At 74.3% G+C, this 23,561-nt stretch carries 23 protein-coding genes; 7 read left to right on the forward strand and 16 right to left on the reverse strand.

Features of this window, described 5'->3' with window-relative positions; genetic code table 11:
* Positions 1 to 73: 73 nt before the first annotated feature.
* The 7 genes from OHA34_RS06440 to OHA34_RS06470 all read right to left on the reverse strand — a co-directional run bounded on the left by OHA34_RS06440 (position 74) and on the right by OHA34_RS06470 (position 6,729).
* Positions 74 to 937 carry an AfsR/SARP family transcriptional regulator gene (locus OHA34_RS06440; RefSeq protein WP_329520968.1) on the reverse strand — a complete coding sequence of 288 codons (864 nt, stop codon included), beginning with the start codon at positions 935 to 937 and terminating at the stop codon, positions 74 to 76.
* A gap of 28 nt (positions 938 to 965) precedes the next feature.
* Positions 966 to 1,346, reverse strand: coding sequence for a SchA/CurD-like domain-containing protein (locus OHA34_RS06445; RefSeq protein WP_285940186.1), 381 nt, complete (start codon positions 1,344 to 1,346; stop codon positions 966 to 968).
* A gap of 86 nt (positions 1,347 to 1,432) precedes the next feature.
* The gene (locus OHA34_RS06450) at positions 1,433 to 2,497 is read right to left on the reverse strand and encodes a glucose-1-phosphate thymidylyltransferase (RefSeq protein WP_329520969.1); all 1,065 of its coding nucleotides are present in this window, start codon (positions 2,495 to 2,497) and stop codon (positions 1,433 to 1,435) included.
* Between the two features lie 165 nt (positions 2,498 to 2,662).
* The gene (locus OHA34_RS06455) at positions 2,663 to 3,025 is read right to left on the reverse strand and encodes a hypothetical protein (protein ID WP_285940188.1); all 363 of its coding nucleotides are present in this window, start codon (positions 3,023 to 3,025) and stop codon (positions 2,663 to 2,665) included.
* A 132-nt stretch (positions 3,026 to 3,157) separates the two neighbouring features.
* Positions 3,158 to 4,186, reverse strand: a complete 1,029-nt coding sequence (locus OHA34_RS06460) for a methyltransferase (protein ID WP_329520970.1) — start codon at positions 4,184 to 4,186, stop codon at positions 3,158 to 3,160.
* Positions 4,187 to 4,276: 90 nt separating this feature from the next.
* Positions 4,277 to 5,200, reverse strand: a complete 924-nt coding sequence (locus OHA34_RS06465; RefSeq protein ID WP_285940190.1) for a hypothetical protein — start codon at positions 5,198 to 5,200, stop codon at positions 4,277 to 4,279.
* An 8-nt stretch (positions 5,201 to 5,208) separates the two neighbouring features.
* Complete coding sequence (locus OHA34_RS06470; RefSeq protein ID WP_329520971.1) at positions 5,209 to 6,729, reverse strand: FAD-dependent monooxygenase; 1,521 nt, start codon at positions 6,727 to 6,729, stop codon at positions 5,209 to 5,211.
* A 249-nt stretch (positions 6,730 to 6,978) separates the two neighbouring features.
* On the opposite strand from OHA34_RS06470, the gene OHA34_RS06475 reads away from it, so the two are divergent.
* From OHA34_RS06475 to OHA34_RS06485, 3 genes are all read left to right on the forward strand, one after another.
* Entirely contained in the window at positions 6,979 to 8,406 is a 1,428-nt protein-coding gene (locus tag OHA34_RS06475; RefSeq protein WP_285940192.1) for a sialidase family protein, read from the forward strand.
* Positions 8,396 to 9,970 carry an FAD-dependent monooxygenase gene (locus OHA34_RS06480; protein WP_329520972.1) on the forward strand — a complete coding sequence of 525 codons (1,575 nt, stop codon included), beginning with the start codon at positions 8,396 to 8,398 and terminating at the stop codon, positions 9,968 to 9,970. Before OHA34_RS06475 ends, OHA34_RS06480 begins: the two co-directional genes overlap by 11 nt.
* 61 nt (positions 9,971 to 10,031) lie before the next feature.
* Positions 10,032 to 11,204: a nucleotide disphospho-sugar-binding domain-containing protein gene (locus OHA34_RS06485; RefSeq protein WP_329520973.1), complete on the forward strand. Its 1,173-nt coding sequence runs from the start codon at positions 10,032 to 10,034 to the stop codon at positions 11,202 to 11,204.
* Here the strand turns inward: OHA34_RS06485 and OHA34_RS06490 are convergent.
* Genes OHA34_RS06490 through OHA34_RS06505 form a run of 4 tightly spaced genes read right to left on the reverse strand, consistent with a single transcriptional unit; the run spans position 11,191 to position 14,431 of the window.
* A complete protein-coding gene (locus OHA34_RS06490; RefSeq protein ID WP_285940195.1) occupies positions 11,191 to 12,309 on the reverse strand; it encodes a methyltransferase in 1,119 nt (372 codons plus the stop codon). The genes OHA34_RS06485 and OHA34_RS06490 overlap by 14 nt on opposite strands.
* A 3-nt stretch (positions 12,310 to 12,312) precedes the next feature.
* Positions 12,313 to 13,206: an NAD(P)-dependent oxidoreductase gene (locus OHA34_RS06495; RefSeq protein ID WP_285940196.1), complete on the reverse strand. Its 894-nt coding sequence runs from the start codon at positions 13,204 to 13,206 to the stop codon at positions 12,313 to 12,315.
* Between the two features lie 22 nt (positions 13,207 to 13,228).
* Positions 13,229 to 13,966, reverse strand: a complete 738-nt coding sequence (locus tag OHA34_RS06500; protein WP_329520974.1) for an SDR family NAD(P)-dependent oxidoreductase — start codon at positions 13,964 to 13,966, stop codon at positions 13,229 to 13,231.
* A 9-nt stretch (positions 13,967 to 13,975) separates the two neighbouring features.
* Entirely contained in the window at positions 13,976 to 14,431 is a 456-nt protein-coding gene (locus OHA34_RS06505; protein WP_285940198.1) for an anthrone oxygenase family protein, read from the reverse strand.
* A 177-nt stretch (positions 14,432 to 14,608) separates the two neighbouring features.
* On the opposite strand from OHA34_RS06505, the gene OHA34_RS06510 reads away from it, so the two are divergent.
* Together OHA34_RS06510 and OHA34_RS06515 are read left to right on the forward strand one after the other, a co-directional pair.
* On the forward strand, positions 14,609 to 15,817 hold the full coding sequence (locus OHA34_RS06510) for a cytochrome P450 (RefSeq protein WP_329520975.1): 1,209 nt from the start codon (positions 14,609 to 14,611) through the stop codon (positions 15,815 to 15,817).
* A 13-nt stretch (positions 15,818 to 15,830) separates the two neighbouring features.
* Entirely contained in the window at positions 15,831 to 16,694 is an 864-nt protein-coding gene (locus OHA34_RS06515) for an SDR family NAD(P)-dependent oxidoreductase (RefSeq protein ID WP_329520976.1), read from the forward strand.
* On the opposite strand, the gene OHA34_RS06520 is transcribed toward OHA34_RS06515, so the two are convergent.
* Positions 16,661 to 17,179, reverse strand: coding sequence for a hypothetical protein (locus OHA34_RS06520; RefSeq protein WP_285940201.1), 519 nt, complete (start codon positions 17,177 to 17,179; stop codon positions 16,661 to 16,663). The two genes, OHA34_RS06515 and OHA34_RS06520, sit on opposite strands and share 34 nt — an antisense overlap.
* A 233-nt stretch (positions 17,180 to 17,412) precedes the next feature.
* On the opposite strand from OHA34_RS06520, the gene OHA34_RS06525 reads away from it, so the two are divergent.
* Positions 17,413 to 18,159: a class I SAM-dependent methyltransferase gene (locus OHA34_RS06525; RefSeq protein WP_329520977.1), complete on the forward strand. Its 747-nt coding sequence runs from the start codon at positions 17,413 to 17,415 to the stop codon at positions 18,157 to 18,159.
* Between the two features lie 83 nt (positions 18,160 to 18,242).
* Here OHA34_RS06525 and OHA34_RS06530 read toward each other — a convergent pair whose 3' ends face one another.
* Positions 18,243 to 19,301, reverse strand: coding sequence for an NAD-dependent epimerase/dehydratase family protein (locus OHA34_RS06530; RefSeq protein ID WP_329520978.1), 1,059 nt, complete (start codon positions 19,299 to 19,301; stop codon positions 18,243 to 18,245).
* A 119-nt stretch (positions 19,302 to 19,420) separates the two neighbouring features.
* On the opposite strand from OHA34_RS06530, the gene OHA34_RS06535 reads away from it, so the two are divergent.
* The gene (locus OHA34_RS06535) at positions 19,421 to 20,320 is read left to right on the forward strand and encodes an NAD-dependent epimerase/dehydratase family protein (protein WP_285940204.1); all 900 of its coding nucleotides are present in this window, start codon (positions 19,421 to 19,423) and stop codon (positions 20,318 to 20,320) included.
* On the opposite strand, the gene OHA34_RS06540 is transcribed toward OHA34_RS06535, so the two are convergent.
* The 3 genes from OHA34_RS06540 to OHA34_RS06555 all read right to left on the reverse strand — a co-directional run bounded on the left by OHA34_RS06540 (position 20,317) and on the right by OHA34_RS06555 (position 23,476).
* Positions 20,317 to 20,673 carry an antibiotic biosynthesis monooxygenase family protein gene (locus OHA34_RS06540; protein ID WP_285940205.1) on the reverse strand — a complete coding sequence of 119 codons (357 nt, stop codon included), beginning with the start codon at positions 20,671 to 20,673 and terminating at the stop codon, positions 20,317 to 20,319. The genes OHA34_RS06535 and OHA34_RS06540 overlap by 4 nt on opposite strands.
* 1 nt (position 20,674) lies before the next feature.
* Entirely contained in the window at positions 20,675 to 21,868 is a 1,194-nt protein-coding gene (locus tag OHA34_RS38425; RefSeq protein ID WP_432763056.1) for an SDR family oxidoreductase, read from the reverse strand.
* A gap of 168 nt (positions 21,869 to 22,036) precedes the next feature.
* A complete protein-coding gene (locus OHA34_RS06555) occupies positions 22,037 to 23,476 on the reverse strand; it encodes a multicopper oxidase family protein (protein ID WP_285940206.1) in 1,440 nt (479 codons plus the stop codon).
* Positions 23,477 to 23,561 lie beyond the last annotated feature (85 nt).

Below are 23,561 nucleotides of genomic sequence, written 5' to 3' on the forward strand. Positions count from 1 at the left end.
CTGTGAGTGGCTCACGACGTCGAGCGTCTCAGCCGGGGATAAAGCAGCGGCCAGTCTCGGGAAAACCCCGCCGTCAGGCGATCCACGTCTCCCAGTGCGGCGTGGACGCCTCGTCGGACTCCAGGATCGACCGGTGCAGCGCCTGGAGGTCGTGGCTCGGCTCGACACCGAGGTCGGTGACGCACGCCTCGCGCAGGACGCGGAACGCCGCCAGGGCGTCCGCCCTCCGCCCGGCCAGGTACAGCGCCACCATCAACTGCGCGTGGACGCGCTCGTGCAGCGGATGCTCGGTGGCCAGGGCGCGCAGGTCCCCGATGACCCCGACGTGCCCGCCCAGCCGGATCTGCAACCGGATGCGGCGCTCCAGGGCGGAGATCCGTGACTCCTCCAGGCTCAGCGCCACCCCCTCCAGCACCGACGAGGAGCGCACGTCGACCAGCGCCGGCCCGCGCCACAGCCCGGTGGCCGCGCGGTAGTGCCGCAACGCGCGCTCCAGGTCGCCCTCGTCGGTGGCCATCCGCCCCAGCTCGCAGAGCCGCTCGAACCGGACGAGGTCGAGCGTCCCGTCGTCGATCTCCAGCCGGTAGCCGGGATCACGGGTCACGATGACCGGGCGCCGGCCGTGCGGAGGCAGCACCGACAGGGTCCGGCGCAACTGGGAGACGTACACCCGCAGCGCCTTGAGCGCCGTGCGCGGCGGGCGGTCGCCCCACAGCTCGGATATCAGCGCGTCCGTCGACACGACGGTGTTGCACCGCACCAGGAGCAGCGCCAGCAGCACCCGCAGCTTGTGCGCGCGGGGAGTGCGGATCCGCAGCCCGTCGTGGATCTCCAGCGGCCCGAGCACCGTGAAACGTGTTCCGGACGCGGGCTCGGGGTCGGCCGGCGGCGCGCCGGGCACGCCCGCCGGACCGGCCGTCACAGGCATGATGTCCATCGCGCTCGGCTCCCCTCAACGAGCCGCGTCAGCTTCCCGCCGGGTGCGTGTCCACCGAGAGCTGGGACAGGCAGCGCATCATCGCCTCGCGGAAGTTCTCCTTGAACTCCTCGGGGGACGCGGCGGGCCGCCGGTGCGTCAGGTACGGGCCGAGCTTCTCCTCCAGGTTGTGCACGCCCTGCTGGCGGGCCATGTGCCGGGCGATGGCGATGAAGTCGCCCTCGTAGTGGATGAAGCGGACCATGAACTCGTCCTTCACGAAGACCGCGGTGCCGAGCAGCCGGCCGGCCGTCTCCCCGTTCTCGTCGCGCATGTCCGGGGTGTCGACCCGCTTGAAGCCGGCGAAGACCTCCGCCAGCTCGTCCTCGCATCCCGGCTTGACCCGGTAGGTGATCGCCGCGTACGGCATGGTGGACCTCCAAGGCAGAGAGGGAACGTGCCGCCATCGGACACGCGGCCGCTTGAGGCTCGCTGGACCGGCGGTCGGCGGCGGGGTCATCCCAGGCGGACCCGGCTGTGGTCGCCGACGACGAACCGGTGGGCGCGGGGCTGCTCGGCGGCGGGGGTGATGACGACGTCCTTGCCGAGGAGGGAGTCGCGCATCCGCGGCACGCCGAGCACCGACGAACGCTCCATGACGATGGAGAACTCCACCTCGGTGTCGCGGATCACGCAGCCGGGCCCGATGGAGGTGAAGGGGCCGAGGTAGCTGCCGGAGACGACCGCGCCGGCTCCCACGATCAGCGGGCCGACCAGCCGCGAGCCGGCGACCCGGGCGCCCGCCTCGATGACGACGCGGCCGGTGATCTCGGTGGCCGCGTCCACTTCGCCCTCGACCCGCGGTTCCAGGGACTCCAGGACGAGCCGGTTGCACTCCAGCATGTCCTCGACCCGCCCGGTGTCCTTCCAGTAGCCGTGGACGATGTGGGAGGTCACCCGGGTCCCCCGCTCCAGCAGCCACCGGATCGCGGTGGTGATCTCCAGTTCACCGCGCGGGTCCGGCTTGATCGAGCGCACCGCCTCGTGCACGACGGGGGTGAACAGGTACACCCCCATGATGGCCAGGTCGCTGCGCGGCCGTTCCGGCTTCTCCTCGACGCCGAGCAGCCGGCCGTCGCCGTCCAGTTCCGCCACGCCGAAGGAGCCGGGATCGGCGACCGGGGTGAGCAGCAGCCGCGCGTCCGGCCGGGTGCGGCGGAACTCCTCGATGACGCCGGTCAGCCCGTCGAGGAGGAAGTTGTCGCCGAGGTACAGGACGAAGTCGTCGTCGCCGAGGTACTCCCGGGCGATGAGCACGGCGTGCGCGAGGCCCAGCGGCGCCTCCTGCCGGATGTAGGTGACCCGCAGGCCGAACCGCGAGCCGTCGCCGACCGCGCGGCACACCTCGCCGGCGGTGTCGCCGACGACGACGCCGACGTCCTCGATGCCCGCGTCGCGCAGCGCCTCCAGGCCGTAGAACAGGACGGGCTTGTTGGCGATGGGGACCAGTTGCTTGGCCGAGGTGTGCGTGATGGGCCGCAGCCGCGTCCCATGCCCGCCGCACAGCACGAGCGCCTTCATGAGCCGACCTCCCCGCTGTCGAGTGGAATGCCGCCATCGTGGACGGCGGCGCTGGCCACTCGCTCAAGGGGAGGTCGAGGATCATTCGTATTCGGGCCGCACGGCAATTGGCTGACGCCAGATATCGCCTGGCCGTTATCTGACCCGGTACCGATCCGGGTGCGGCTACTTGCCGCGGTAGCGCGCCCCGGCACGAAGGCTCTGCCCGAGACCGCGGAGCAGTTCCTGGAAGCCGTCGCGCAGTTTTCCGTTGGACGGCGCCACCAGCGGCACCATCCAGCGCGTCGCCCCGGAGGCGATGTTGTACACCTGGTATTGGATCAGGCTGCCGCCGTCGTGTTCCTTGACGATGTGCTCGCCCCGGTACCACCAGTCGCCCTGGAGGGAGACGCGCCGTTCCGCCTCGTTCACCGTCACCTCGCCCATACCGGAGTCCTTGAGGAAGCCGACGAGGGCCTTCCACACCTCCTTGGGAGGGGCGTCCACGACTCCGGAGGCGGCCCAGGACGGTCGTTTCGAATCGGACATCGAAGGATTCTCCTTGGCCTCTGTCCCATGGGTCCGGAAATCTCGGAGAGAATTCCGCGTCGTTCCCATGGAACTGGTGACACCGGTTCCGGTCAAGTCGCGGCCGGCATCGGAAAGGCGGACCGGGACGCGCTAGGGGCGGACCGCCTGGATCAGGTGCCACGGCCGCGGCAGCAGCGTGCTCGGCACGGTGACGGTCGACTCGAACTTGAACCCGGCCCCCTCCAGCAGCCCGACGAACTCGCTCTCGGTCCGGACCCGGCCACCGGTGACGGTCTGGAGGCCGAGGCTCATGCTGTCGTACTCCGACGGCTCGTTCCCGTCCGGGCGCATCCACTCGATCACCACCAGCCGGCTGCCCGACGGGGCGCCGCGGTGGATGGAGTCGAGGATCCGCGCCGAGTCCTCGTCGCCCCAGTCGCAGAGCACCTGCTTGAGCAGGTAGAGGTCGGCCGGGGGCGGGACGTCCTCGAAGAAGCTGCCGCCGACGAACGACAGCCGGTCCGCCACCGCCGTGCTCGCGGCCCACTCGCGGCCGCTCTCCACGATGCCGGGCAGGTCGAACACCGTGCCGGTGACGTCCGGCGCCCCTGCGAGCAGCCGCGACAGCAGCACACCGAGGCTGCCGCCGACGTCCACGACCGTGGACACGCCGCCGAGGTCGTGGTGCTCGGCGATCGCGGCGCCCGCGTCGCCGGCCAGGTCGGCCATGGCGGCGGCGTGCCAGGCGCGCTCGCGCGGGTTGTGCCGGTAGTAGTCGTAGAGGTCCTCGCCCTGGTCGTCCGGGACGGTCCTCCCGGTCATGATGGTTTCGTGCAGCCGGCCGGCCCGGTTCCAGATGCCGGAGGTGAAGTTCATCATCACGATGTTGCGCATTCCGGCCTCGTGTGAGCATAGGAGGCGGCCGAGTTCGGTGATTCCGAACGTGTCGCCGTCATCGGTTTCGAGCAGTTCCAGGACGACGCAGGAACGCAGGTACCGGCCGAGTGAGTCGTTGTGCGCGCCGAGTTCGCCGGCGAGGTCTCCGACCGTTCTGCGACCCTTGGCCAGCCGGTCGGCCATTTCGAACCGCACGAACGTGGAGATGATCTGCGGCTCCCACGGGCGGAAGACGATCCGGCTGAGCCGCTGCACCTGTTCGGAGGCGTGATCGAGGGACATGGAACCACCTTTCGACTGCGTTTCGGAACGGGCCGGGTCGATCGTCCATGCGGCCGCTCGAGCCGTGCTCGACCGGCCGCGGAGAATTTCTCAGCGGACCGTGACTGTCGCGAACATTCCTTCGAAGGCGCTTTTCACCCCGGTCCGTGGATTGCGCACGAAGGACAGCACGCAGTAGCGCCCCGGGCGCAGGTCGATGCGGAATGCGGCGGTGCGGCCCGGGGAAATGGCGAGCATCCCGCCGACGGTCGCCCCGAACGGACTGGGCACGCTGGTGTCGCCATTCTGGACGGCGTCGAAATACCGGGCGACGTCCGCGTCCCCGGTGCCCGGGGCCACGCCGACGATGATGACCTCGTGGGGCTGCTCCGCCCGGTTGCGCACTAGGACGGACGCCCGCGACGGCCAGGACCGGGGCATGTCGAAGCGCTGCCCGCCGCCGGCGGTCGTCCGCGCCTGGATCTCGGTGCCGGTCCTGGGGGGCGGCGTGGACCGCGGCCGTCCGGCGACGTGGAAGCGCTGTAGGTGGGTGCGGCCGGTGCCGCAGCCGTCCGTCGCACCCTCCAGCGCCGTGTCCGACATGTAGTACGTGCCCGGCTCGAAGGCGGAGGTGACCGACACCGGCGCGTCCGGGGTGACGGAGGCGCCGCCTCGGAAGTCGACGTCGCGGTAGATGGCGCGCAGCGCGGGGACCGCCACGGCCGGGTCCGGCGAGTAGCTGTCGGCGAACTCCTGCCGGACCCGGTCCATGGTCGCCGCGCCGCGCAGCCGCATCACCGCCCACCAGCGCCCCGCCGCGTCGGGCGTGCTCACCCCGAAGGTGATCGGGCCCGCCGGGCGCGGGTCCGGGCCCGGGGCGCAGAACCCGTCACCGGTCACCTCGACCGGCACGGCCTGCGGGCGGGACGGGACCGCGGCGGTGCTCGCGCGGGCGGCGGGCGCGCCCGCCTGCGCCGCCAGCAGCGGGGCGACGAGCGCGGCGGTCAGGACCTTCAGGGTTCTCAAGGCCGGCATGCGATCTCCTAGGCCGTGGATCGAGTTCGGGGCGGGACGGGGCCGAGAACGGTGTCGAGGTAGGCGGCCACCTGCGGGCCGTGTTCGAGGCCGCCGCGCAGGCCGATGTGACCGTCGGGCCGGATGAGATGGATGGCGGGGGCGTCCGGCGCCGCGTTCATCGCCGACGACGCCTCGCCGTCGACGTCGACGATGACGTCCACCCGCGAGTCCAGGCCGGTCATGAGCCGGCCGATCCCCCACCGGTCCGGGCGCGGGCCGGGGAGCACGAGCAGCGTCCAGTGGCCCTCCCACCGGCCCGGGGCCCGCCGGCCCGCACGGGGGCCGGCGGCCTCGCCGAGCAGGTCGCGGGTGAGCGGGGAATCGGGGTAGTCGATGGCGAGCTGGGTGCGCTTCGGGCGGTTCACCGCGATCGCGGCGAGCAGGGGGTCGCGGCCGGGCGACTCCTGGACGCCGAAGTCCAGGGAGCGTTCGGTGCGCGCCAGCAGCTCCTCGGCGACGGGGCGCCGCTCGGCCTCGTAGGTGTCCAGCAGCGCCTCGGGGGCGCCCTCCCCGGCCACCGCCGCCAGCTTCCAGCCCAGGTTGAAGGCGTCCTGGACGCCGGTGTTCATGCCCTGCGCGTGCACCGGGGCGAACACCCGCGCCGAATCGCCCGCCAGCAGCACCCGGCCGACGCGCATCCGCTCGGCGAACCGGTTCTGCAACCGCACCCGCCAGGCGAAGCTCCCCTCGCTCAAGCCGACCTCGCCGACGCCGCAGAGCCGCTCCATGGCCGCGGCGATCTCGGCGGGCCGGGGATCGCCGCGCTCGTCGGGGCCCCCGGCACTTCGCCGGACGACGAACACCCGATGCCGCCCGTCCGGCAGCGGCACGCAGCCCACGTGCCCGCCGGCGCCGAAGAACAGGTGGGCCTCGTCCGGCGCCAGGCCGAACGGCAGCCGCACCCGCGCGTCGATCTGCAGCATCTGGAGGCCGGTGAACCGGCGCCACTCCCGCCACGCCACGCCGAGCGAGTCGCGGACGCCGCTGGCCGCCCCCTGCGCGGCCACCAGCCAGGCCGCCCGGATGACCGACCGCCGTCCCCCCTCGTGGTGCAGGGTGACGGTGACGCCGTCGTTCTCCTGGGTCACCGCGCCGGCGGACGTGCCGCGCTGCACCAGCACGCCCAGGTCCGCCAGCCGCCGCTCCAGATACCGCTCGGTGACGTTCTGCCCGACGACCAGCGGGTAGGGACGGGCGCTGCCCGGCTCGGCCATGTCGACCGTGCCGATCCGCTCGCCGAAGAGGTGGTAGACGCGGTGCGCCATCCGGGCCCCCTCGGCGACGTAGTCGTCCACCGGCAGGCCCATGGCGTCGAAGACCTCCAGGGTGCGCTGGTACACGGTGCAACCGCGGGTGCTCTCGCGGGGGGCGGAGCGTTCCTCCACCACCCGGCAGGGCACACCGCGCCGGGCCAGCTCCACCGCCACGGTGAGGCCCACCGGCCCCGCCCCCACGATCAGTACCTCGGTCTCCATCAGGCCGCTCATGGGACGGATTGTGAAACCGGCGGGTCGTCGGACGCTCGAATCGGCGCGGTGCCACGCCGCGCGGCACCGCCGCGGATTCGAGTGATCTTCCAGCCGGGCCCCCTACCGTCGGCCTGACCTTCCGCCGCCGGACGGCGACGGTCCCGAGCCCTGCCGGGTCACGACGACGCGAGGTCCCCGATGATGCGACACAGATTCCGACCCCTGTCCGCCGCGCTCCTGGCGGTTCCGCTCCTGGGCGCACCGGCGGTGACGGCCCCGGCATCGGCGTCCGCCCCGGCGCCGCCCGCCCGGGTCTCAGGGGCCAGCCCCTTCGCCTCGTGCACGGCGGACACGTTCCCCGGCGACACCTACACGGTGGGCGTCGAGGCCGAGCCGACGCTGGCGATCGACCCCGCCGACCCGCGCCGCCGGGTCGTCGGCTGGCAGCAGGACCGGTGGGCGTACGGCAGCGCACGCGGCATGGTGACGACGGTGACCGCCGACGGCGGCCGGTCGTGGCGTCAGGTGTCACCGCCCATCACACTCTGCTCGGGCGGCCCGTACGGCCGCATCGCCAACCCCTGGCTGACCTTCGGCCCGGACGGGCGGCTCTACGCGGCCGTGATGGCCGCCGGGCTCGCCCCGCTGACCACCGGCGTCGCCGTCCTCACCTCCGGCGACGGCGGGCAGAGCTGGAACGCCCCGGTGGAGGTCGACGCCGACCCGATGGCCGGGTACTTCCACGACAAGCCGGCGCTCACCGTCGACCCCCGCCACCCGCGCCGGGCGTACCTGGTGTGGAACCGCCACAACACCACGGACCAGACGCACGAGCTGCTGTTCAGCCGCACGTCCGACGGCGGCCGGACGTGGGAGCCCGCCCGCGCGATCCACCGGCCGCCCGCGGGCGACGGGACGATCGGCAACCAGATCGTCGTGCTGCCGGACGGCACCCTGCTCGACCTGTTCCACGAGGGCCCGTTCGCGCCCGGCGGGGCGTCGGCCGCGACCGCCGCCGCCGGGGACGGGCCCGAACTGCTGCGCGTCATGCGCTCCACCGACGGCGGCACGACCTGGTCGGCGCCCTCGACGATCGCGGCGACCGACCTCGGCGTCCCGGTGCTGCCCGGGACGACCACGCCGATCGTCGGCGCCTCGCTGGTCCCCGACGTGACCGTGGACGCCAGGGGCCGCGTGTACATGGTGTGGAACGACGCGCGGCTCAGCGGGAGCCGCAGCGCGGTCGCGCTGACCGCCTCGTCCGACGGCGGGCGGACCTGGGCGCGCCCGCGGCGGGTGAACGGCACGCCCGACTCGCCGCCCGGCGGCACCGGGCAGGCGTTCACCCCGCAGATCGACGCCGCCCCGGACGGCACCCTCGCCATCACCTACTACGACCTGCGCGACGACACGGCCGCGGCGGGCGCCTCCACCACCCACTGGATGGCGACCTGCGGCGGGCCCGGCTGCGTCCGCGGCGAGGGCTTCCGGGAACGGCGGCTGGGCGGGCCGTTCGACCTGGACAAGGCGTTCCGCTGGTTCGACGGCCCGTTCCTCGGGAGCTACACCGGGCTGGCGCACACGCCGCGCGGGTTCGTGTCGGCGTTCGTGATGAGCGGCGAGCGGGCCGGCGATCCGCAGGACGTGTACGTCGGCGAGGTCCAGACGTGCTCCGGGAGGTGCCATGTCCGCTGACGAGACCGTTCCCGTGCTGGTCGTCGGGGGCGGGCTGACGGGCCTGTCCGCGGCGGTGTTCCTGCGCCGGCTCGGCGTCCCGGTCACCGTGGTCGAGCGGCACCGCGGCATCCTGGTGCATCCCCGGGCCCGCACCGTCAACCCGCGCACCCAGGAGCTGTTCCGCCAGGCGGGCCTCGCCGCGGACGTGCTGGACCGGCGCAACGTCAACACCGGCGCGCTGATGATCACGGCGGAGACCCTCGCCGGCCCGGAGCGCGGCAGGCTGGGCGGCGAGCCCGCGGAGGACCCCGCCGAGTTCAGCCCGTGCCCGTGGGTTCCGGTCGACCAGGACCGGCTGGAGGCGCTGTTGCGCGAGCGGGCCGCCGGGCTCGGCGCGCGGCTGTGCCTCGGCACGGCGCTGACGTCCTTCGAGCAGGACGCGGGCGGCGTGCGCGCGCTGGTCGTGGACCAGGACACCGGCGCCGAGCGCACCGTGGCGGCCGAATACCTGATCGCCGCGGACGGCGCCGACAGCCCGGTGCGCGAGCGGCTGGGCATCCCGGGCGAGGGACCGGGCACGCTCGGCGACACCGTGACGCTGGCGTTCGAGGCGGACCTGTCGCGGCACGTGGGCGACCGCCGCATCGCGGTGTGCCACGTGGACCGGCCGGTGCCCGGCACGGTGATCGTCCCGCACGACGGCGCCGGCCGGTGGGTGTTCAGCGTCCCGGTCACCCGCGTGGACGTGGCCGAGGCGGCCGACATGATCCGCAAGGCGGTGGGCGACCCGGACCTGGAGCCGCGCATCGTCCCGCAGCTCCAGGACGGCACGCGGCTTCTGCACTACCGGATCGGCGCCGTCGTCGCCGAGCGGTTCCGCGACGGGCGGGTGTTCCTGGCCGGCGACGCCGCGCACGCGATGCCGCCGGTGGGGGCGCTCGGCTCCGGCACGGGCATCCAGGACGCCCACAACCTTGCCTGGAAGCTGGCCGCCGTGCTGAACGGGCACGCCGGTCCCGGGATCCTGGACGGCTACGAAGCCGAGCGCAGGCCGGTGGCCGCCTTCACCCTGCGCCAGGCCCTGCTCCAGATGCGGGACCGGACCGGACGCGACGTGCTCGGCACGGGCGAGGTCGCCGCCCCCTACTACGCGGCCGTCTTCGGCTACCGGTACGGCGGCGACGCCGCCGGCCCGGAGGCGTTCCCGCCCGAGCGGCTGACCGGGCAGGTCGGCACCCGTGCCCCGCACGCGTGGATCCGGCGGGACGGCCGGAGGATCTCCACACTCGACCTCTACCGCGGCCGTCCCGTGCTCGTCGCGGGACCCGAGGGCGGCGTGTGGTCCGCGAGCGCGCGCACGGCGGCGGACCGGCTCGGCGTTCCCCTGGACGTCCGCCGGTTCGGCGACGACCTGCACGATCCCGGTGACGTGTGGGGCGAAGGCCACCGGATGCCCCCGGACGGGGCCGTTCTCGTCCGGCCCGACGGGTTCGTCTCCTGGCGCAGTCCCGGCCGGCCCACCGCGGAAGCGGCGGACCTGGCAGCGGGCGCGCTCGCCGACCTCTTCCACGTCGGCTCCTGAGCCCGCACGTCCACGGCGTGCCACGCCGTGAGGCCCTCCAGCCGAGAGCAAGGAATCCGTCATGCGCGTTCTCTTCACCACCTTCCCCGCCCCCTCCCACTTCTTCCCGATGGTCCCGCTGGCCTGGGCGCTGCGCGCCGCGGGCCACGAGGTCGCCGTCGCCTCCCAGCCCTCCTACCTGAACGCGGTGCGGGGCACCGGGCTGCCGGCGGTGAAGGCGGGCGTCGACGTCGACCTCAGTGCGGTCTGGTACCAGGACGGCGAGACCGACCCGGGCTGGCGCAGCAGCGAGGAGGCACGGTCCGCCCGCGGTATGCGGATGTTCGCGGCCGTGGCCGAGGCGATGGCCGGCGATGTCATCGGGTTCGCGCGGCGCTGGCGGCCCGACGTCGTCGTGTACGAGCCGCGCGCCTACGCCGGGCTGGTGGCGGCGGAGGTCCTCGGCCTGCCGCTGGTGCGCCACCTGTGGGGCACCGACTACACCTGCGAGCGCTGGGACATCGAGTCGCCCGCGCTGGCCCCTCTGCTGGAACGGCACGGCGTACCGGACGCCGACCATCTGGGCACGGTCACCCTCGACGTGTGCCCGCCCCGCCTACAGCTGGCCGAGGCGCCCAACCGCACGATGATGCGGTACGTGCCGTTCAACGGCTCGGGCATCGTCCCGGACCTGCCCGCCGGTCCGCGCGGGAAGCCGCGCGTGTGCGTGACGTGGGGGACGACGTTCGTCAAGCAGACCGGTCACCTGGACCCGGTGCGCTGCGCGGTCGAGGCGCTCTGCGACCTGGACGTCGACATCCTGGTCGCGATCGGCGCGGGCCACCGGCACCTGATCGGCGAGCTGCCGGCCGGCACGCCGGTGCTGGAGTCCGTGCCGCTCAACCTGTCGCTGCCCGCCTGCGACGCGATCGTGCACCAGGGCGGCGCCGGCACCACGATCACCGCCGCGGTGCTGGGGGTGCCGCAGCTGGTCGTGCCCTCGTTCGCCGACGAGCCGGTCAACGCGCGGCAGGTCGCCGCGAGCGGCGCGGGGCGCTCCCTGCCGCTGGCCGAGACCACCGTCGACCGCGTCCGCGCGGAAGCCGGCGCCCTGCTGGAGGGCACCGGCTACGCGCGGGCGGCGCGGGCGATCCGGGACGAGGTGGCCGGGCTGCCCGCCCCCGCCGCCCTGGTCGAGGCGATGGAGGCGCTCGGCGACCGGGGGCGGCGGGGTCGGGACCTCAGCCCGCGCTGACCTCGGCGCGGAACTCCAGGACGGTCGTTCCGGCGGCGGCGCGCCGCCCGGTGAGCCGCAGGCCCGCCGCGGCGGCGAGCCGCTGGTACTCCCCGGCCGAACGCTCCCGGCCGCCGGCGGAGACGAGCATGTCGATGTCCAGCAGCCGCACGACGTCCAGCGTGTTGAGCTCCCCGGTGACCATCTCGATCACGTGCACCCGGCCGTCGTCGCCGGCGGCCCGCCGCACGCTGCGCAGGATGCGGACGGCGTCGTCGTCGTCCCAGTCGTGCAGCACGTGCTTGAGCAGGTAGGCGTCGCAGCCGCCGGGGACCTCGGTGAAGAAGTCGCCGGCGACGCACTCGGTGCGGTCGGCCAGATCCCGTCCGGCCAGGAAGTCACGGGCGTCCTCGACGGCCGCCGGACGGTCGAAGAGCAGCCCCCGGCAGCCGGGGTGCCGGCGCAGCACCTCGGCCAGCAGGTAGCCCTGGCCGCCGCCGACGTCGGCGACCCGGGCCCCCGGGGGCAGGTCGAGGACCGCGGCGACCGCGGCCGAGCCCCGCCGGCTGGCCGCGGTCATCGCGCGGTGGAAGAGGCCGGCCAGGTCGGGCCGGTCCTCCAGGTACTCGAAGAGGGACGTCCCGAAGACGTGGTCGAACGCGGGCCGGCCGGTGCGCGCGGTGTGCAGGATGGCCTCGTAGGGCCGCCAGAACAGCTCGGTGCCGTTCATCAGCACCAGGTCGCGGACGCTCTGCTCGGCGTCGGCGCGCAGGAACCGCGACATCGGGGTCAGCCGGAACCGGCCGTCGGGCTCCTCGGCGAACACCCCGAAGGACGCCGCGCTGCGCAGCAGCCGCAACAGGGTGGGCTCGTGGGTTCCGGTGCCCCGGGCCAGCTCGCCGACCGGGAGCGGGCCGTCCGCGAGCCGGTCGGGGACGCCCAGCTCGGTGAGCGCCCAGACCACCGGCGCGACGACCCGGCCCATCGTCAGCATCATCAGCCGGTGCCGGGCGGGAAGCGCGGCCAGGACGTCGAAGGCGTCGCGGTCGGCATGGTCGGCATGGTCGGCGCGGCCGGCGCGGTCGTCCTCGTCCCGCGGCGGCACCGCGGTGCTGGTGTCGGTCATGCGTCACCCCTGTCGTGAGTTGTGTGCGTGCTCGGCGAGAACGGCCAGGTCCTTGTCGCCGTCGCCGCGGTCGACGGCCCGCGTCACGATCTCCAGCGCCCGCTCGGCCAGCGGCAGCCCGCCGCCGGCGGCGCCGGCCAGCTCGACGGCGTGCCGCAGGTCCTTGGCCATCAGGCTGGTGCGGAAGGCGGCGGGCTCGTACCGGCGCTCCCGCATGATCGCCGCACGGAACGCCATCACCATGGACGCGACCCCGCTGGAGGCCACGCAGTCCAGGACGGCGTCGCGGTCCAGCCCGGCGCCGCGGCCCAGCTCGGCGGCCTCGGCCAGGGCGGCGATCTCCGTCCCGATGAGCATGTTGAGGACGAGCTTCATCGTGGCGGCCGAGCCGGGCGGCCCGAAGTGCCGGATGTCCTTGCCGACCGCCTCCAGCACGTCGCGCGCCGCGTCCACGTCCGCCCGGTCCCCTGCGGTCAGCACGCGCAGCTCCCCGGACCGGGCCTGGAGCGGGTTGCCGAAGACGCACGCCTCGACGCGGCGGACGCCCAGGGCGGCCAGCCGGCGCGCGGCCTCGCGGGCGAAGTCCGGCGAGACCGTGGAGGTGTCGATGACGAGGGCGCCCTCGGCGAGTCCGGGCGCCGCGTCGCCGAAGAGCACCTTCTCGACCGCGGGCTCGTCGGCGAGGCTGACGACCACCACACCGGCCCCGTCCACCGCCTCGACGGCCGTCTCCGCCGCCCGTGCCCCCGCCTCGACCACCGGTGCCGCCTTGGCCGCCGTCCGGTTGTAGACGCGCACCCCGTAGCCCGCCTCGACCAGGCGGGTGGCCATTCCCGTGCCCATCACGCCCAGCCCGAGGAATCCGAGGATCCGCCCGCCGCCGTCGTCGTCGCTCATGAGATCTCCTTGTCCGGCATGGTCAGACACCGCAGTCGGCCGGGATGACCGCCCCGGTCACGGCCCTTGACAGGTCGCCCGCCAGGAACAGCACGACGCCGGCGACGTCCTCGGGGCGGGCCAGCCTGCGGAGCGCGGTCATCCCGGCGAGCCGTTCCCGGATCTGGGGCGGCGGCCCGCCGCCGTCCCGCTTGTCGACGAAGCCGGGCAGCACCGTGTTGACGCGGATGCCGCGCGGCCCCAGTTCCTTGCTCAGCGAGCTGCTCAGCCCGAGCACGCCCGCCTTGGACGCGGCGTAGTGCGCGCGGCCGGGGGCGCCGCGCTGCGCCAGCGAGCTGCCGACGTTGACGATCGACGCGCCGTCCGCCAGCAGCCCCAGCGCGGCCCGGGTGACCAGGTACATCGAGGTGAGGTTGGCGTCGAGCACCCGTCCCCACTCGCTGTGCCCGAGCTCGGTCAGTTCGGCGGAGGCGTCCACGCCCAGGTTGTTGACGAGCACGTCCAGGCCGCCGAGGGTGTCGCGGCACCGGGCGGCCAGCAGCCCGGCGCCGGCCTCGGTGGTCACGTCGGCGCGCACGACGCGGTGCCCGCCGCCGATGCCCTCCAGTTCGGCCGCCAGCTCCTTGGCCGCGGTCTCGTCCCGGTGGTAGCCGGCGACGACACGTCCGCCCGCCCGCGCCACCGCCAGGGCGACCTCGCGTCCCACCCCGCGGGTGCCGCCGGTCACCAGGGTCCGTCTGTCTCGCAGTCCTGTGTTCACGGTCTCTCCTCAGATCACCGCGGCCGTCGCGTTCACCAGCACGGCCGCGATCGCCAGGACGGTGCGCAGCAGGTGCCAGCGCCGCCACTCGGCGCGCGGGTCCCGCCAGTCCTCCGGCAGGGGCGCGTCCGGATCCAGGCTCTTGACCTGGCGATTCAGCGGGACGTTCAGCAGATGGGAGACGCCCGAGACCGCGACCAGCAGCACCGTGCCGGCCAGGAACAGCACCCGCGCCGCGCCGCTGTCGGCGATCAGGGCCAGCACGAGGCTCGTCACCGCCGAGGTCAGCACGATCACCGGCATGGTGGGGTCCCAGTTGCGTCCGAGCAGCTGGTGGATGCGCACGTAGAGGGGCGGGGGCACCGCCCGCAGCGTGGGAACGACGCTGACGGCCACGGCGAGCAGCACACCCGCGGTGATGCCGCTTCCCGAGAGCGCTACGACACCGAGCGCGTTGTCCAGCACGGGTGCTCCCTCCGGTCGGCTCGCTTGCGGCGAGCGCCGGCGGCGTCCGCACACGGCCACCTTCGGGCGTCCTCCTCGAGCCGTGATCGAGGCCGGTGGGCGGGCCGGCGTCGAGCGGCCCTCGAACCGGGAGGCCGACGATGCCGGTCCCGGTAGCAACCGAGCCAGGGAGCTGACATGGCCGACGCGGACATGGCCGACGAGGAGGAACTGCGTTTCCCGCCGCGGGTGCCCCCGGGCCCCGATCCGGCGCGGGAGTACGCGCGGCTGCGGGAACACCGGCCCGTCGCGCGCGTCCGGCTGCCCGACGGGCGGCCGGCCTGGCTGGCCAGCCGCTACGCCGACAACCATCGGCTGCTGGCGGACGCGCGGCTGAGCCGGGCCGCCGCCGCCCGCGAGGGCGCGCCGCGGGTGCGCGGCATCGCGCTGGAGGCCGGCTCGATCACCACGATGGACCCGCCGGAGCACACCCGGTTGCGGCGGCTGATCGCCGGGGAGTTCACCGCGCACCGGATGCGGCGGTTCCGGCCGCGGATCCGCGCGATCGCCGAGGAGCTGGCGGACGCCATGGCCGCCGCCGGCCCCCCGGCCGACCTGGTGGCGGGCTTCGCCGGGCCGCTGCCGATCAGGGTGATCAGCGCGCTGCTGGGCGTCCCGGAACCCGACCACGACCGGTTCCGCGGGTGGGCCGACGACTACCTGGGCACCACCGGCACCGACCCCGGGACCGTGCTGCGCGCCGCCGAGCGGCTGCGCGCGTACTTCGCCGCCCTGGTCGCTGCCCGCCGCACCGACCCCAGCGACGACCTGCTCAGCTCCCTGGTGACCGCGCGGGACGAGGACCGGCTCACCGAGCGGGAGCTCGTCGCCCTCGGTGTCACCCTGCTCGTCGCCGGGTACCAGACGGCGGCCGGCCTGATCGCGGGGTCGGTCCAGACGCTGCTCGACCATCCCGCGCAGCTCGCCGGGCTGCGCGGCGACCCGGGGCTGATGCCGGCGGCGGCCGAGGAGCTGCTGCGCTACGTCGCGGTCTCCGCCGGCGGCGGGACGATCCGCGTCGCCACCCGCGACCTCGAACTGGGCGGGACGCGGATCCGCGCCGGCGAGGCGGTGCTCCCGGCGATCACCTCGGCGAACCGGGACACCGCCGTGTTCACCGACCCCGACCGGCTCGACCTGCGCCGCGCCCCCAACCCGCACCTGGCGTTCGGGCACGGCGTCCACCGCTGCCTAGGCGCCGCGCTGGCGCGGGCGGAACTGGCGGTCGCGCTGAGCACCCTGCTGGAACGGTTTCCCGGGCTGCGGTACGCCGAGCCCGGACGCCGGCCGGAGTGGCGGACCGGCGGCATGATCCGGGGCCCGCTGGCCCTGCCGGTCGCCTGGTGACGAAGGAGCGGACATGACGCAGTACCGCAACGCCGTGGTGACCGGCGCGTCGGGCGGCATCGGCGCGGCGTTCGCGCGCCGCCTGGCCGCCGGCGGAAGCGCGCTGGTCCTGGTCGCACGCGACGGGACGCGGCTGGCCGCGCTGGCCGCCGAGCTGGAGCGCGACCACGGAGCCGACGTGGAGCCGCTGCCCGCGGACCTGGCCGACCCGGCCGGGCTGGACCGGGTCGCCGCGCGGGTGGCCGACCCGGACCGGCCGGTCGACCTGCTGGTCAACGGGGCCGGGGTGCTGGGCGGCATCGGCCCGCTCGCCCGCCGGGATCCCGCCGAGCTGGCGCACGGCCTGGCCCTGAACACCGGCGCGCTGGTCCGGCTGACCCGGGCCGCGCTGCCCGGGATGCTCGAACGCGGCCACGGCGGCGTCGTCAACGTCTCGTCGGTGATGGGCTTCCTGCCCGCGCCCGGCGGCGCCCCGTACGCGGCGGCCAAGGCGTTCGCGACCTCGTTCAGCGAGAGCCTGCACGGCGAGGTCTGCTGGGACGGCGTGCACGTCACCGCGCTGTGCCCCGGGTCGACCGGCGGGACGCGGCTGCACCGCTCCGCCGGGCATCGCGAGTCGGGACGGCTCGGCAGGCTGCTCGACGTGGACGACGTGGCGCGCGACGCGCTGGCCGCCGTCGCCGCCGGGCACCCGGTCTGCGTTCCCGGGCTGGACTACCGGTGGCGGGTCGCCATGTCGCGGATGCTGCCGCGGCGGCTGGTGCGGGCGCGCTACTACCGCCGCTGGGGCCGCCGGCTGGCCGGCGGCCCCAGCGGCCCCGGGGCGGGCGCGGCGCCGGACGCTCAGCCGCCGAGGCCGGCCGGGCCGAAGCCGTAGCGCTCGCCCGCCGACGTCGCCGTGAGCGTGACCACCACGTTCCCGTCGTTGTCGACCTGTGCCGCCTTGCCGGTCATCGTCAGCCTGTCCGGCGACGCCAGCCTGCCGGTCTGCTCGACGCGCACCGTCCCGGTCACCACGCCGTCGTCGGAGATGACGAAGTGCCGGTAGTCCACCGCGAACGTGGTGGCGCCGGTGGCCTTCCAGGTGCCGAAGCCGACGACCTTCGAAGCGCCGCCGGTGCCGGTGAGCAGGCCGTCCCGGCCGAACGCGAACAGGCCGGGCTCGGGCGGGACGCCGGGCAGGTCGGTGATGGTCACGGTGATCGCCCACGTGCCCGGCAGCGGGATGCCGGCACGCGCCGGGGTGTCGGCCGACGCCGGCTCCGGCGTCAGCGCCGCGGCCAGCAGCGCCGCCGCGCCCGCCGCGGGCACCAGCGCGCCGCCCTTCCCGATCAGTTCACGGCGCCCCATGCCTTCGCTCACGGACAACTCCTCTCGTCGCCGGCCCGCCGCGGCTGCGCTGGGCCGCCGTGTCGGCGCCGTCGGGAACGGTTCGCGCAGGAGGCTCGCACCCGCGGATCCAGGCCCGCTCGACGCCCGGTCCACCGGGCTTCCAGGGCACCTCGACCGCCATGCCGAAAGCTTCGGCCCTGGCCTCGACACGCGGCATGCGGGACGTGGGCGAGGTGACGACGCCGTCTTCGAAAGGGCCGCTCATGCTAGCTGAGACCTTCGTCAGCGCCGGTCACCGGCTGATCGGCGAACACGCTCCCGAGGGGCGGGACTACTGGGCCAGGCGGTTCTGGGACCGCGAGGAGGTGGAGAGCCGTCCCGTCCTGGGCGACGACTTCCGGGCGCAGAAGAAGAAGATCGCCCAGTACATCGAGGAGCACGGCCGGGACGCCGCCCGGGTGCTGGAGTTCGCCTGCGGGACCGGCGAGTTCACCGCGATGGCCGCCGACCTCACACCGGCGAAGGAGATCCTCGCCAACGACATCTCCGAGCAGGCTCTGAAGATCACGGGCGACCGGGTCGGCCATCCCGGGCTCACGCTGCGCCAGGGGGACTTCTGGGCCCTCGACGGCGTCGGGCCCGCGCCGCTGGTCCTCTGCGTGGACGCGATCCACCACATGGGGCAGGTGCGGAAGGTCCTGGAACGGCTGAAGACGTTCGTGGAGCCCGGCGGCACCTTCATCGGCAACCTCTGGACCATCGACAACTACCACGACTACCAGCGCGGCCGTTACGGGGCGGGCAAGCACCTCGGCCGCTCCGCACTGTTCCTGGCCAACGCGGCCGTGATGCGCGCGACGGGCGGCCGTGTCCGCTGGGCGTCGTACCGGACGCAGCTACTGACCGGGGCGGCGGTGGAGCCCCTCTTGCACGAGGTCTTCGACGAGGTCGTGGACGTCCACACGACCCGCTTCTTCGTGGCCTTCGTCTGCCGCCGGTCCGACCGGTGAGCCGGCCGCGGCCCGGGCCCCGCCCGGGGCGCGGCTCAGATCGCCGCCCGGGTCGGGGCTCAGGCCCCGGCCCGGGTCCCGTTTCAGGTCGCGGCCGGGGCCACCCCGCCGCGCATGCGGTCGGCGGCGAACTCGCGCAGGCCCGCGTCCAGGCCGACGCGGGGCCGCCAGCCCAGCTCGCTCATGATCCGGGCCGGTGAGGCGAAGATGTGCCGCACGTCCGCCACCCGGTACTCGCCGGTCACGACGGGCGGGGGCCCGCCGGCCGCGGCGGCCAGGGCGCGGGCGACGTCGTGGATGGTGTGCGGGGTCCCGCTGCCGACGTTGTAGGCGCGGAACCCCGGCACACCGCGCCGGAGCGCGGCGACGTTGGCCTCCGCCACGTCGGCCACATGCACGAAGTCGCGGCGGGGCAGCCCGTCCTCGAAGACCCGGGGCGGGCGCCCCTCCACCACGGCGTGGTGGAAGGTGCCCGCCACGCCGGTGTAGGAGCTGCCGAGCATCCCGGACCCGTACACGCTGTGGTAGCGCAGCGCGGCGGCGCTCCCGCCGGTGTCGGTCGCCCAGGCGGCCACCAGGTTCTCCTGCGCCAGCTTGGTGACCGCGTAGATGTTGTACGCGGGGGCGAGCGGGTCGTCCTCCTCGATCGCCTCGGCGGCCAGCTCGTGCCCGCACTCGGCGCAGCGCGGCTCGAACCGCCCGGCGTCCAGGTCCGGCACCGTCCGGCGCCCGGGACGGACCAGGCCGTGGTCCGGGCAGCGGTACCGGCCCTCCCCGTAGACCACCACCGAGCCGGCGTACGCCAGCCGCTCCACGCCCGCCTCGACCATCCCCACGAGCAGCGTCGCGGTGCCGAGGTCATTGCAGTCGGCGTACCGGCGGGCGTCCAGGATCTCCCGCCCGCGCCCCACCATGGCGGCGTGGTGGCTGACCGCGTCCACACCGCGCAGCGCCCGCCGCACGGCGTCCTCGTCGCGCAGGTCGCCGCGCACGAACTCCACGCCGCCGGGCAGCCGCGGCTCGGCGAAGTGCAGTTCGGGCAGCAGCGCGTCCAGGACGCGCACCCGGTGGCCCGCGGCCAGCAGTGCGGCCGCCACCCGGGATCCGATGAACCCGGCTCCGCCGGTGACCAGAACGTGCATCACACTCACCCTCTTCCTCGTTCGGGCGCCTCGATCCAGGTCACAGCGGCCGTCGAGCCGCCGCTGGGACCGTTCGGGACGTGGTTGCTCACAGGAACGCGAACACGGAACCGCAGCCGGTGGCCGTGGTCGGAGCGGGCGGCTTCATCGGCGCCCGCCTCACCGAGGCCCTGACGATGGCGGGCGTCCCCACGGCGCCCCTCACCCGCGCGAACCCGGCGGTGACGGGCGGCCGTCCCGCGCCCGCCCTGCGCGCCGCCCGGGTGATCTTCTATCTGGCCAGCACCATCAACCCGGCCCTGGCCGAGCGGCACCCCGAGCGCGTCGCCGCCGACCACGCCGCCTTCACCGGGCTGCTGTCGGCCCTGCGCCGCACCGGGGACCGTCCGGCGCTCATCCTGACCAGCAGCGCCGGCGCGGTGTACGCCCCGCGGGCGGCCCCGCCGTACCGGGAGACCGACCCGCTCGGCCCGGCCTCCGCGTACGGCCGGGCCAAGGTGGAGCTCGAACGGGCGCTCTTCGGCGCGCGCGACGCGGTGCGCCCGATCGTGCTGCGGATCGCCAACGCCTACGGCCCCGGCCAGCGGACCGGAAGCATGCAGGGGGTCGTCGGGCACTGGCTGGAGGCCGCGGCGGCCGGGCGGCCGCTGCGGCTCTACGGGCCGCCGGAGGCACGCCGCGACTACGTGTTCGTGGACGACGTCGTCGAGGCCCTCCTGCACGCCCGTCACCTCGTCCACCGGGTGCCCGAGGCGGGCGGGCCGGAGGCGTTCAACATCGGTTCCGGCGTGCCGGTCTCGCTCGACGAGCTGACCCGGCGCGTCGCCGCGGCGCTCGGGCGGGAGCCGCATGTGGAGCGGCTGCCCGCCCGCGGGTTCGACCGCCGCGACGTATGGTTCGACGTGCACCGCGCGCACGAGGTCCTCGGCTGGCGGCCGCGGACCTCGCTGCCGGACGGGCTGCTGCACACCTGGCTCCGGCTCACCGCGGCGACGGCGCCCACCGGACCGGACCGCTAGCGCGAGGCCGACGGCGCCGGTGTCCCGCCGGCCAGGGCCCGGCCGGTCATCTCGTAGACGACGTGCATGGTGACCATCGACGCCGACGCCCGGAACGGGTGCAGCCGGGTGCGGTGGTCCAGATGCTCGGGGCTGCGCTCGAACTCGCGGAAGCCCGGTTCGCTCACCCAGTCGCTGACGACGTAGTACGCGCCGTCCTCGTCGTCGCAGCGCGACAGCCACTGGCGCAGGTTGGCGGGGTGCTCGGTGATCGCGTGCCCGACCTTGTACCAGGTCTCCTCGAACTCCCGCTCTTTGCCCGGGTGGATGCTCATCCGCAGCATGACGCGGAAGATGCCGGAAGTCGCGGCCATGTCAGATTCCTCCATCGACGTTGAGGGTCTCCCCGCTGATCCACGAGCCGAGGTCGCTCGCCAGGAAGAGCACCGCGCCGGCGACGTCGGCGGGACGCCCCAGCCGGCCGAGCGCGATGAGCTTGCGGTACCGCTCGCGGACCTCGGGCGGGACGGCCTCCTCGGTCTCCACCGGGCCGGGCGCCACGAGGTTGACCCGGTAGCCCAGCGGGCCGAGCTCCTTGCACAGCGACCGGGTCAGGCCGGTGAGGCCCGCCTTGGACGCGGTGTAGTGGGCGCGCAGCGGGATGCCGACCGTGGCCACCCGCGAGCCGACGTTGATGACCGAGGCGCCGGGCGTCAGCAGCGGCAGGGCCTTCTGGGCGACCAGGTAGGCGCCGGTCAGGTTGACGTCCAGGACGCGCCGCCACTCGGCCGCGTCCAGCTTCTCGAACGGCACGTGGCTGATCGTGCCGGCGTTGTTGACCACCACGTCGAGCGAGCCGAGGTGGGTGCGGCACTCGCCGATCAGCCGTTCGATGTCGGCCTCGACACCGATGTCGGCCTTGACGACCCGGTGCTCCCCGGGAGTCTCGGCCAGCTCCTTGACCAGGCTGTCCACGGCCGGACCGTCCTGCCGGTGGCAGGTCAGCACGGTGGCGCCGGCGCGGGCGAACGCCAGCGTGATCGCCCGGCCGATGCCGCGGGTCCCGCCGGTGACCAGCACGCGGCGGCCGGTGTGGTCGAAGCGGACGCCGCCGGCGGCGCGCTCCGCGGCCTCTTCGACGATCCGCTTGATGCGCTCCATCTGGACCGCGGTGTTGCGGTTGAGGCGCGCGGTCATGCCGGCGTCGTCCAGCGGCGCGTCCGGCTTCATCGCGAAGTCCTGCGTCCAGCGCATCCGCACGCCGCCGTCGACCTGCTCGTACTCCCAGTGCAGGTTCATGTACTGGAAGACGCCGGTCTCCACGCGGTGGGCCCGCACGGTGCGGGTGGCCGGGTCCGGGGTGCGCTCGGACACCCAGCTCCAGACCGTGCCGTTCTCGTCCGGGTGCAGCGCGAGCCGGAACCGGACGGTGTCGCCGTCCCGCTCCAGGATCTCGGCGGAGCCGTACTCGCTGAACAGGCCGGGCCAGGACTCGACGTCGTTGGTCATGTCCCAGAGCAGGTCCATCGGCGCGTTGATGACGATCGAGTTGTCGGTGTGTCCCGCCATGATGTCGGTTCCTCCTGGACGTCGCCGGTCGGGTGGGGGCGGACTGCGCGGCGGCTCACGGACGCCGCACGGTCGCGTGGGGATACGGGCCGCAGGGCGCGGCCGTCCATCTGAACGGTTTCGCGCCGGGCTAGAGCGCCTCTTGAGCGCCGGTGGTGACCTGTGGAGTCATGCGACGATCTCGGCCTGCGCCATCATCCCCATGGACGAGTGGTCCAGGAGATGGCAGTGGTACAGGTAGCGGCCGAGGTCCCGGTCGTAGCGGACCTTGATGCGGACGTCGCCGCCGACCGGCACGGCGACGGTGTCCTTGCGGCCCGTCTCGTGCCCGGTGACCGGCCGGCCGTTGCGGTCCAGAACCTGGAAGTGGGTGCCGTGCAGGTGAAAGTTGTGCGGCACCGACGGCTGAACGTCGCGGTTGTGCACACGCCAGATCTCGGTCTCCCCGCGCTTGATCCTCATGTCGACGCGATCCATGTCGAACGTCTTGCCGTCGATGACGAACCGGCCGGTGGACAGGTCGAGGTTCAGGTTGACGTCGCGGGTGAGGGTGGCCGCGCCGAGGTCGGCGGCGCGGCCGAGCCGTCCCGGCACCCGGCTGGGGTCGGGGACGCGGCGCCCGACGTCGAACCGCATGACGTCCGTGGTCTCCTCTGACGTCCCTTCGGTGTTGTGCAACACGAGCCGCGTGCCGGGCCGGTACCGGGAGAAGTCCACGACCACGTCCACGCGCTCCGCGGGCGACAGCGTCACGCTGGTGGCGGCGAGCGGGGCGGGCAGCAGGCCGCCGTCGGACGCGATGACCGTCATCGCGTCGCCGTCGCCCTCGCCGAGCCGCAGCGTGAAGTACCGCTCGTTGGAGCCGTTGAGCAGGCGCAGCCGGTACTTGCGCGCGTCCACCCTCATGTACGGCTGGGGCCGGCCGTTGACCAGCAGGGTGTTGCGGTAACGGAAGTCGTCCATCTCGAAGACGAGCCGGCCCTGCTCGTCGAAGCGCGCGTCGCGCAGCATGAGCGGGACGTCGTACCGGCCCGACGGCAGGCCCAGGCGACGTTCCCCGGGGTCCCTGACGAGGTAGAACCCGGCCAGCCCGCGGAAGACCATCTCGGCCTCCATGTGGTGGCTGTGGTCGTGGTACCACAGCGTCGCCGAGGGCTGCCGGTTCTCGTAGACGTACCGCCGGTCCGCGCCGGGGGCGATGGCGTCGGCCGGATGCCCGTCCTGGCCGGGCGCGACGAGACCGCCGTGCAGGTGCACCACGGTCTCGTGCATCATGGCGTTCGTCTGCCGGACGATCACCCGGCGCCCCGCCTCGGCGTGGACGGTCGGGCCGGGGAACCGCCCGTCGTACCCCATGACCGGGGTGCCGACGCCGGGCAGGATCTCCGCAGTGGAGTCCCGGATCGTCATGGCGTAGTAGTCGGTGGTCGCCGTCCGGCGCACCGGGACCGCCACCTCGGGCAGGCCCAGCGGCACCGAGAACGGCGGGGGCACCGCGACGTCCGCCCACGCGCGGCCCCGCCGCCCGAGGGTCGCCGCCGTCCCCGGCACCGCCGCCGCCCCGGCGGCGACCGCCCCCATCCTGATGACTCCGCGTCTGCTCAGCATCTGGCCGTCCTTCCGCACGGGTGATCGGGCGCGGCCACCGTCGCGCGGTGTTCTCAAGAGCCGCTGGAGGGCCCATCTCGCTCGG

The sequence above is a fragment of the Spirillospora sp. NBC_01491 genome (assembly GCF_036227065.1).
Lineage (GTDB): Bacteria > Actinomycetota > Actinomycetes > Streptosporangiales > Streptosporangiaceae > Spirillospora > Spirillospora xylanilytica.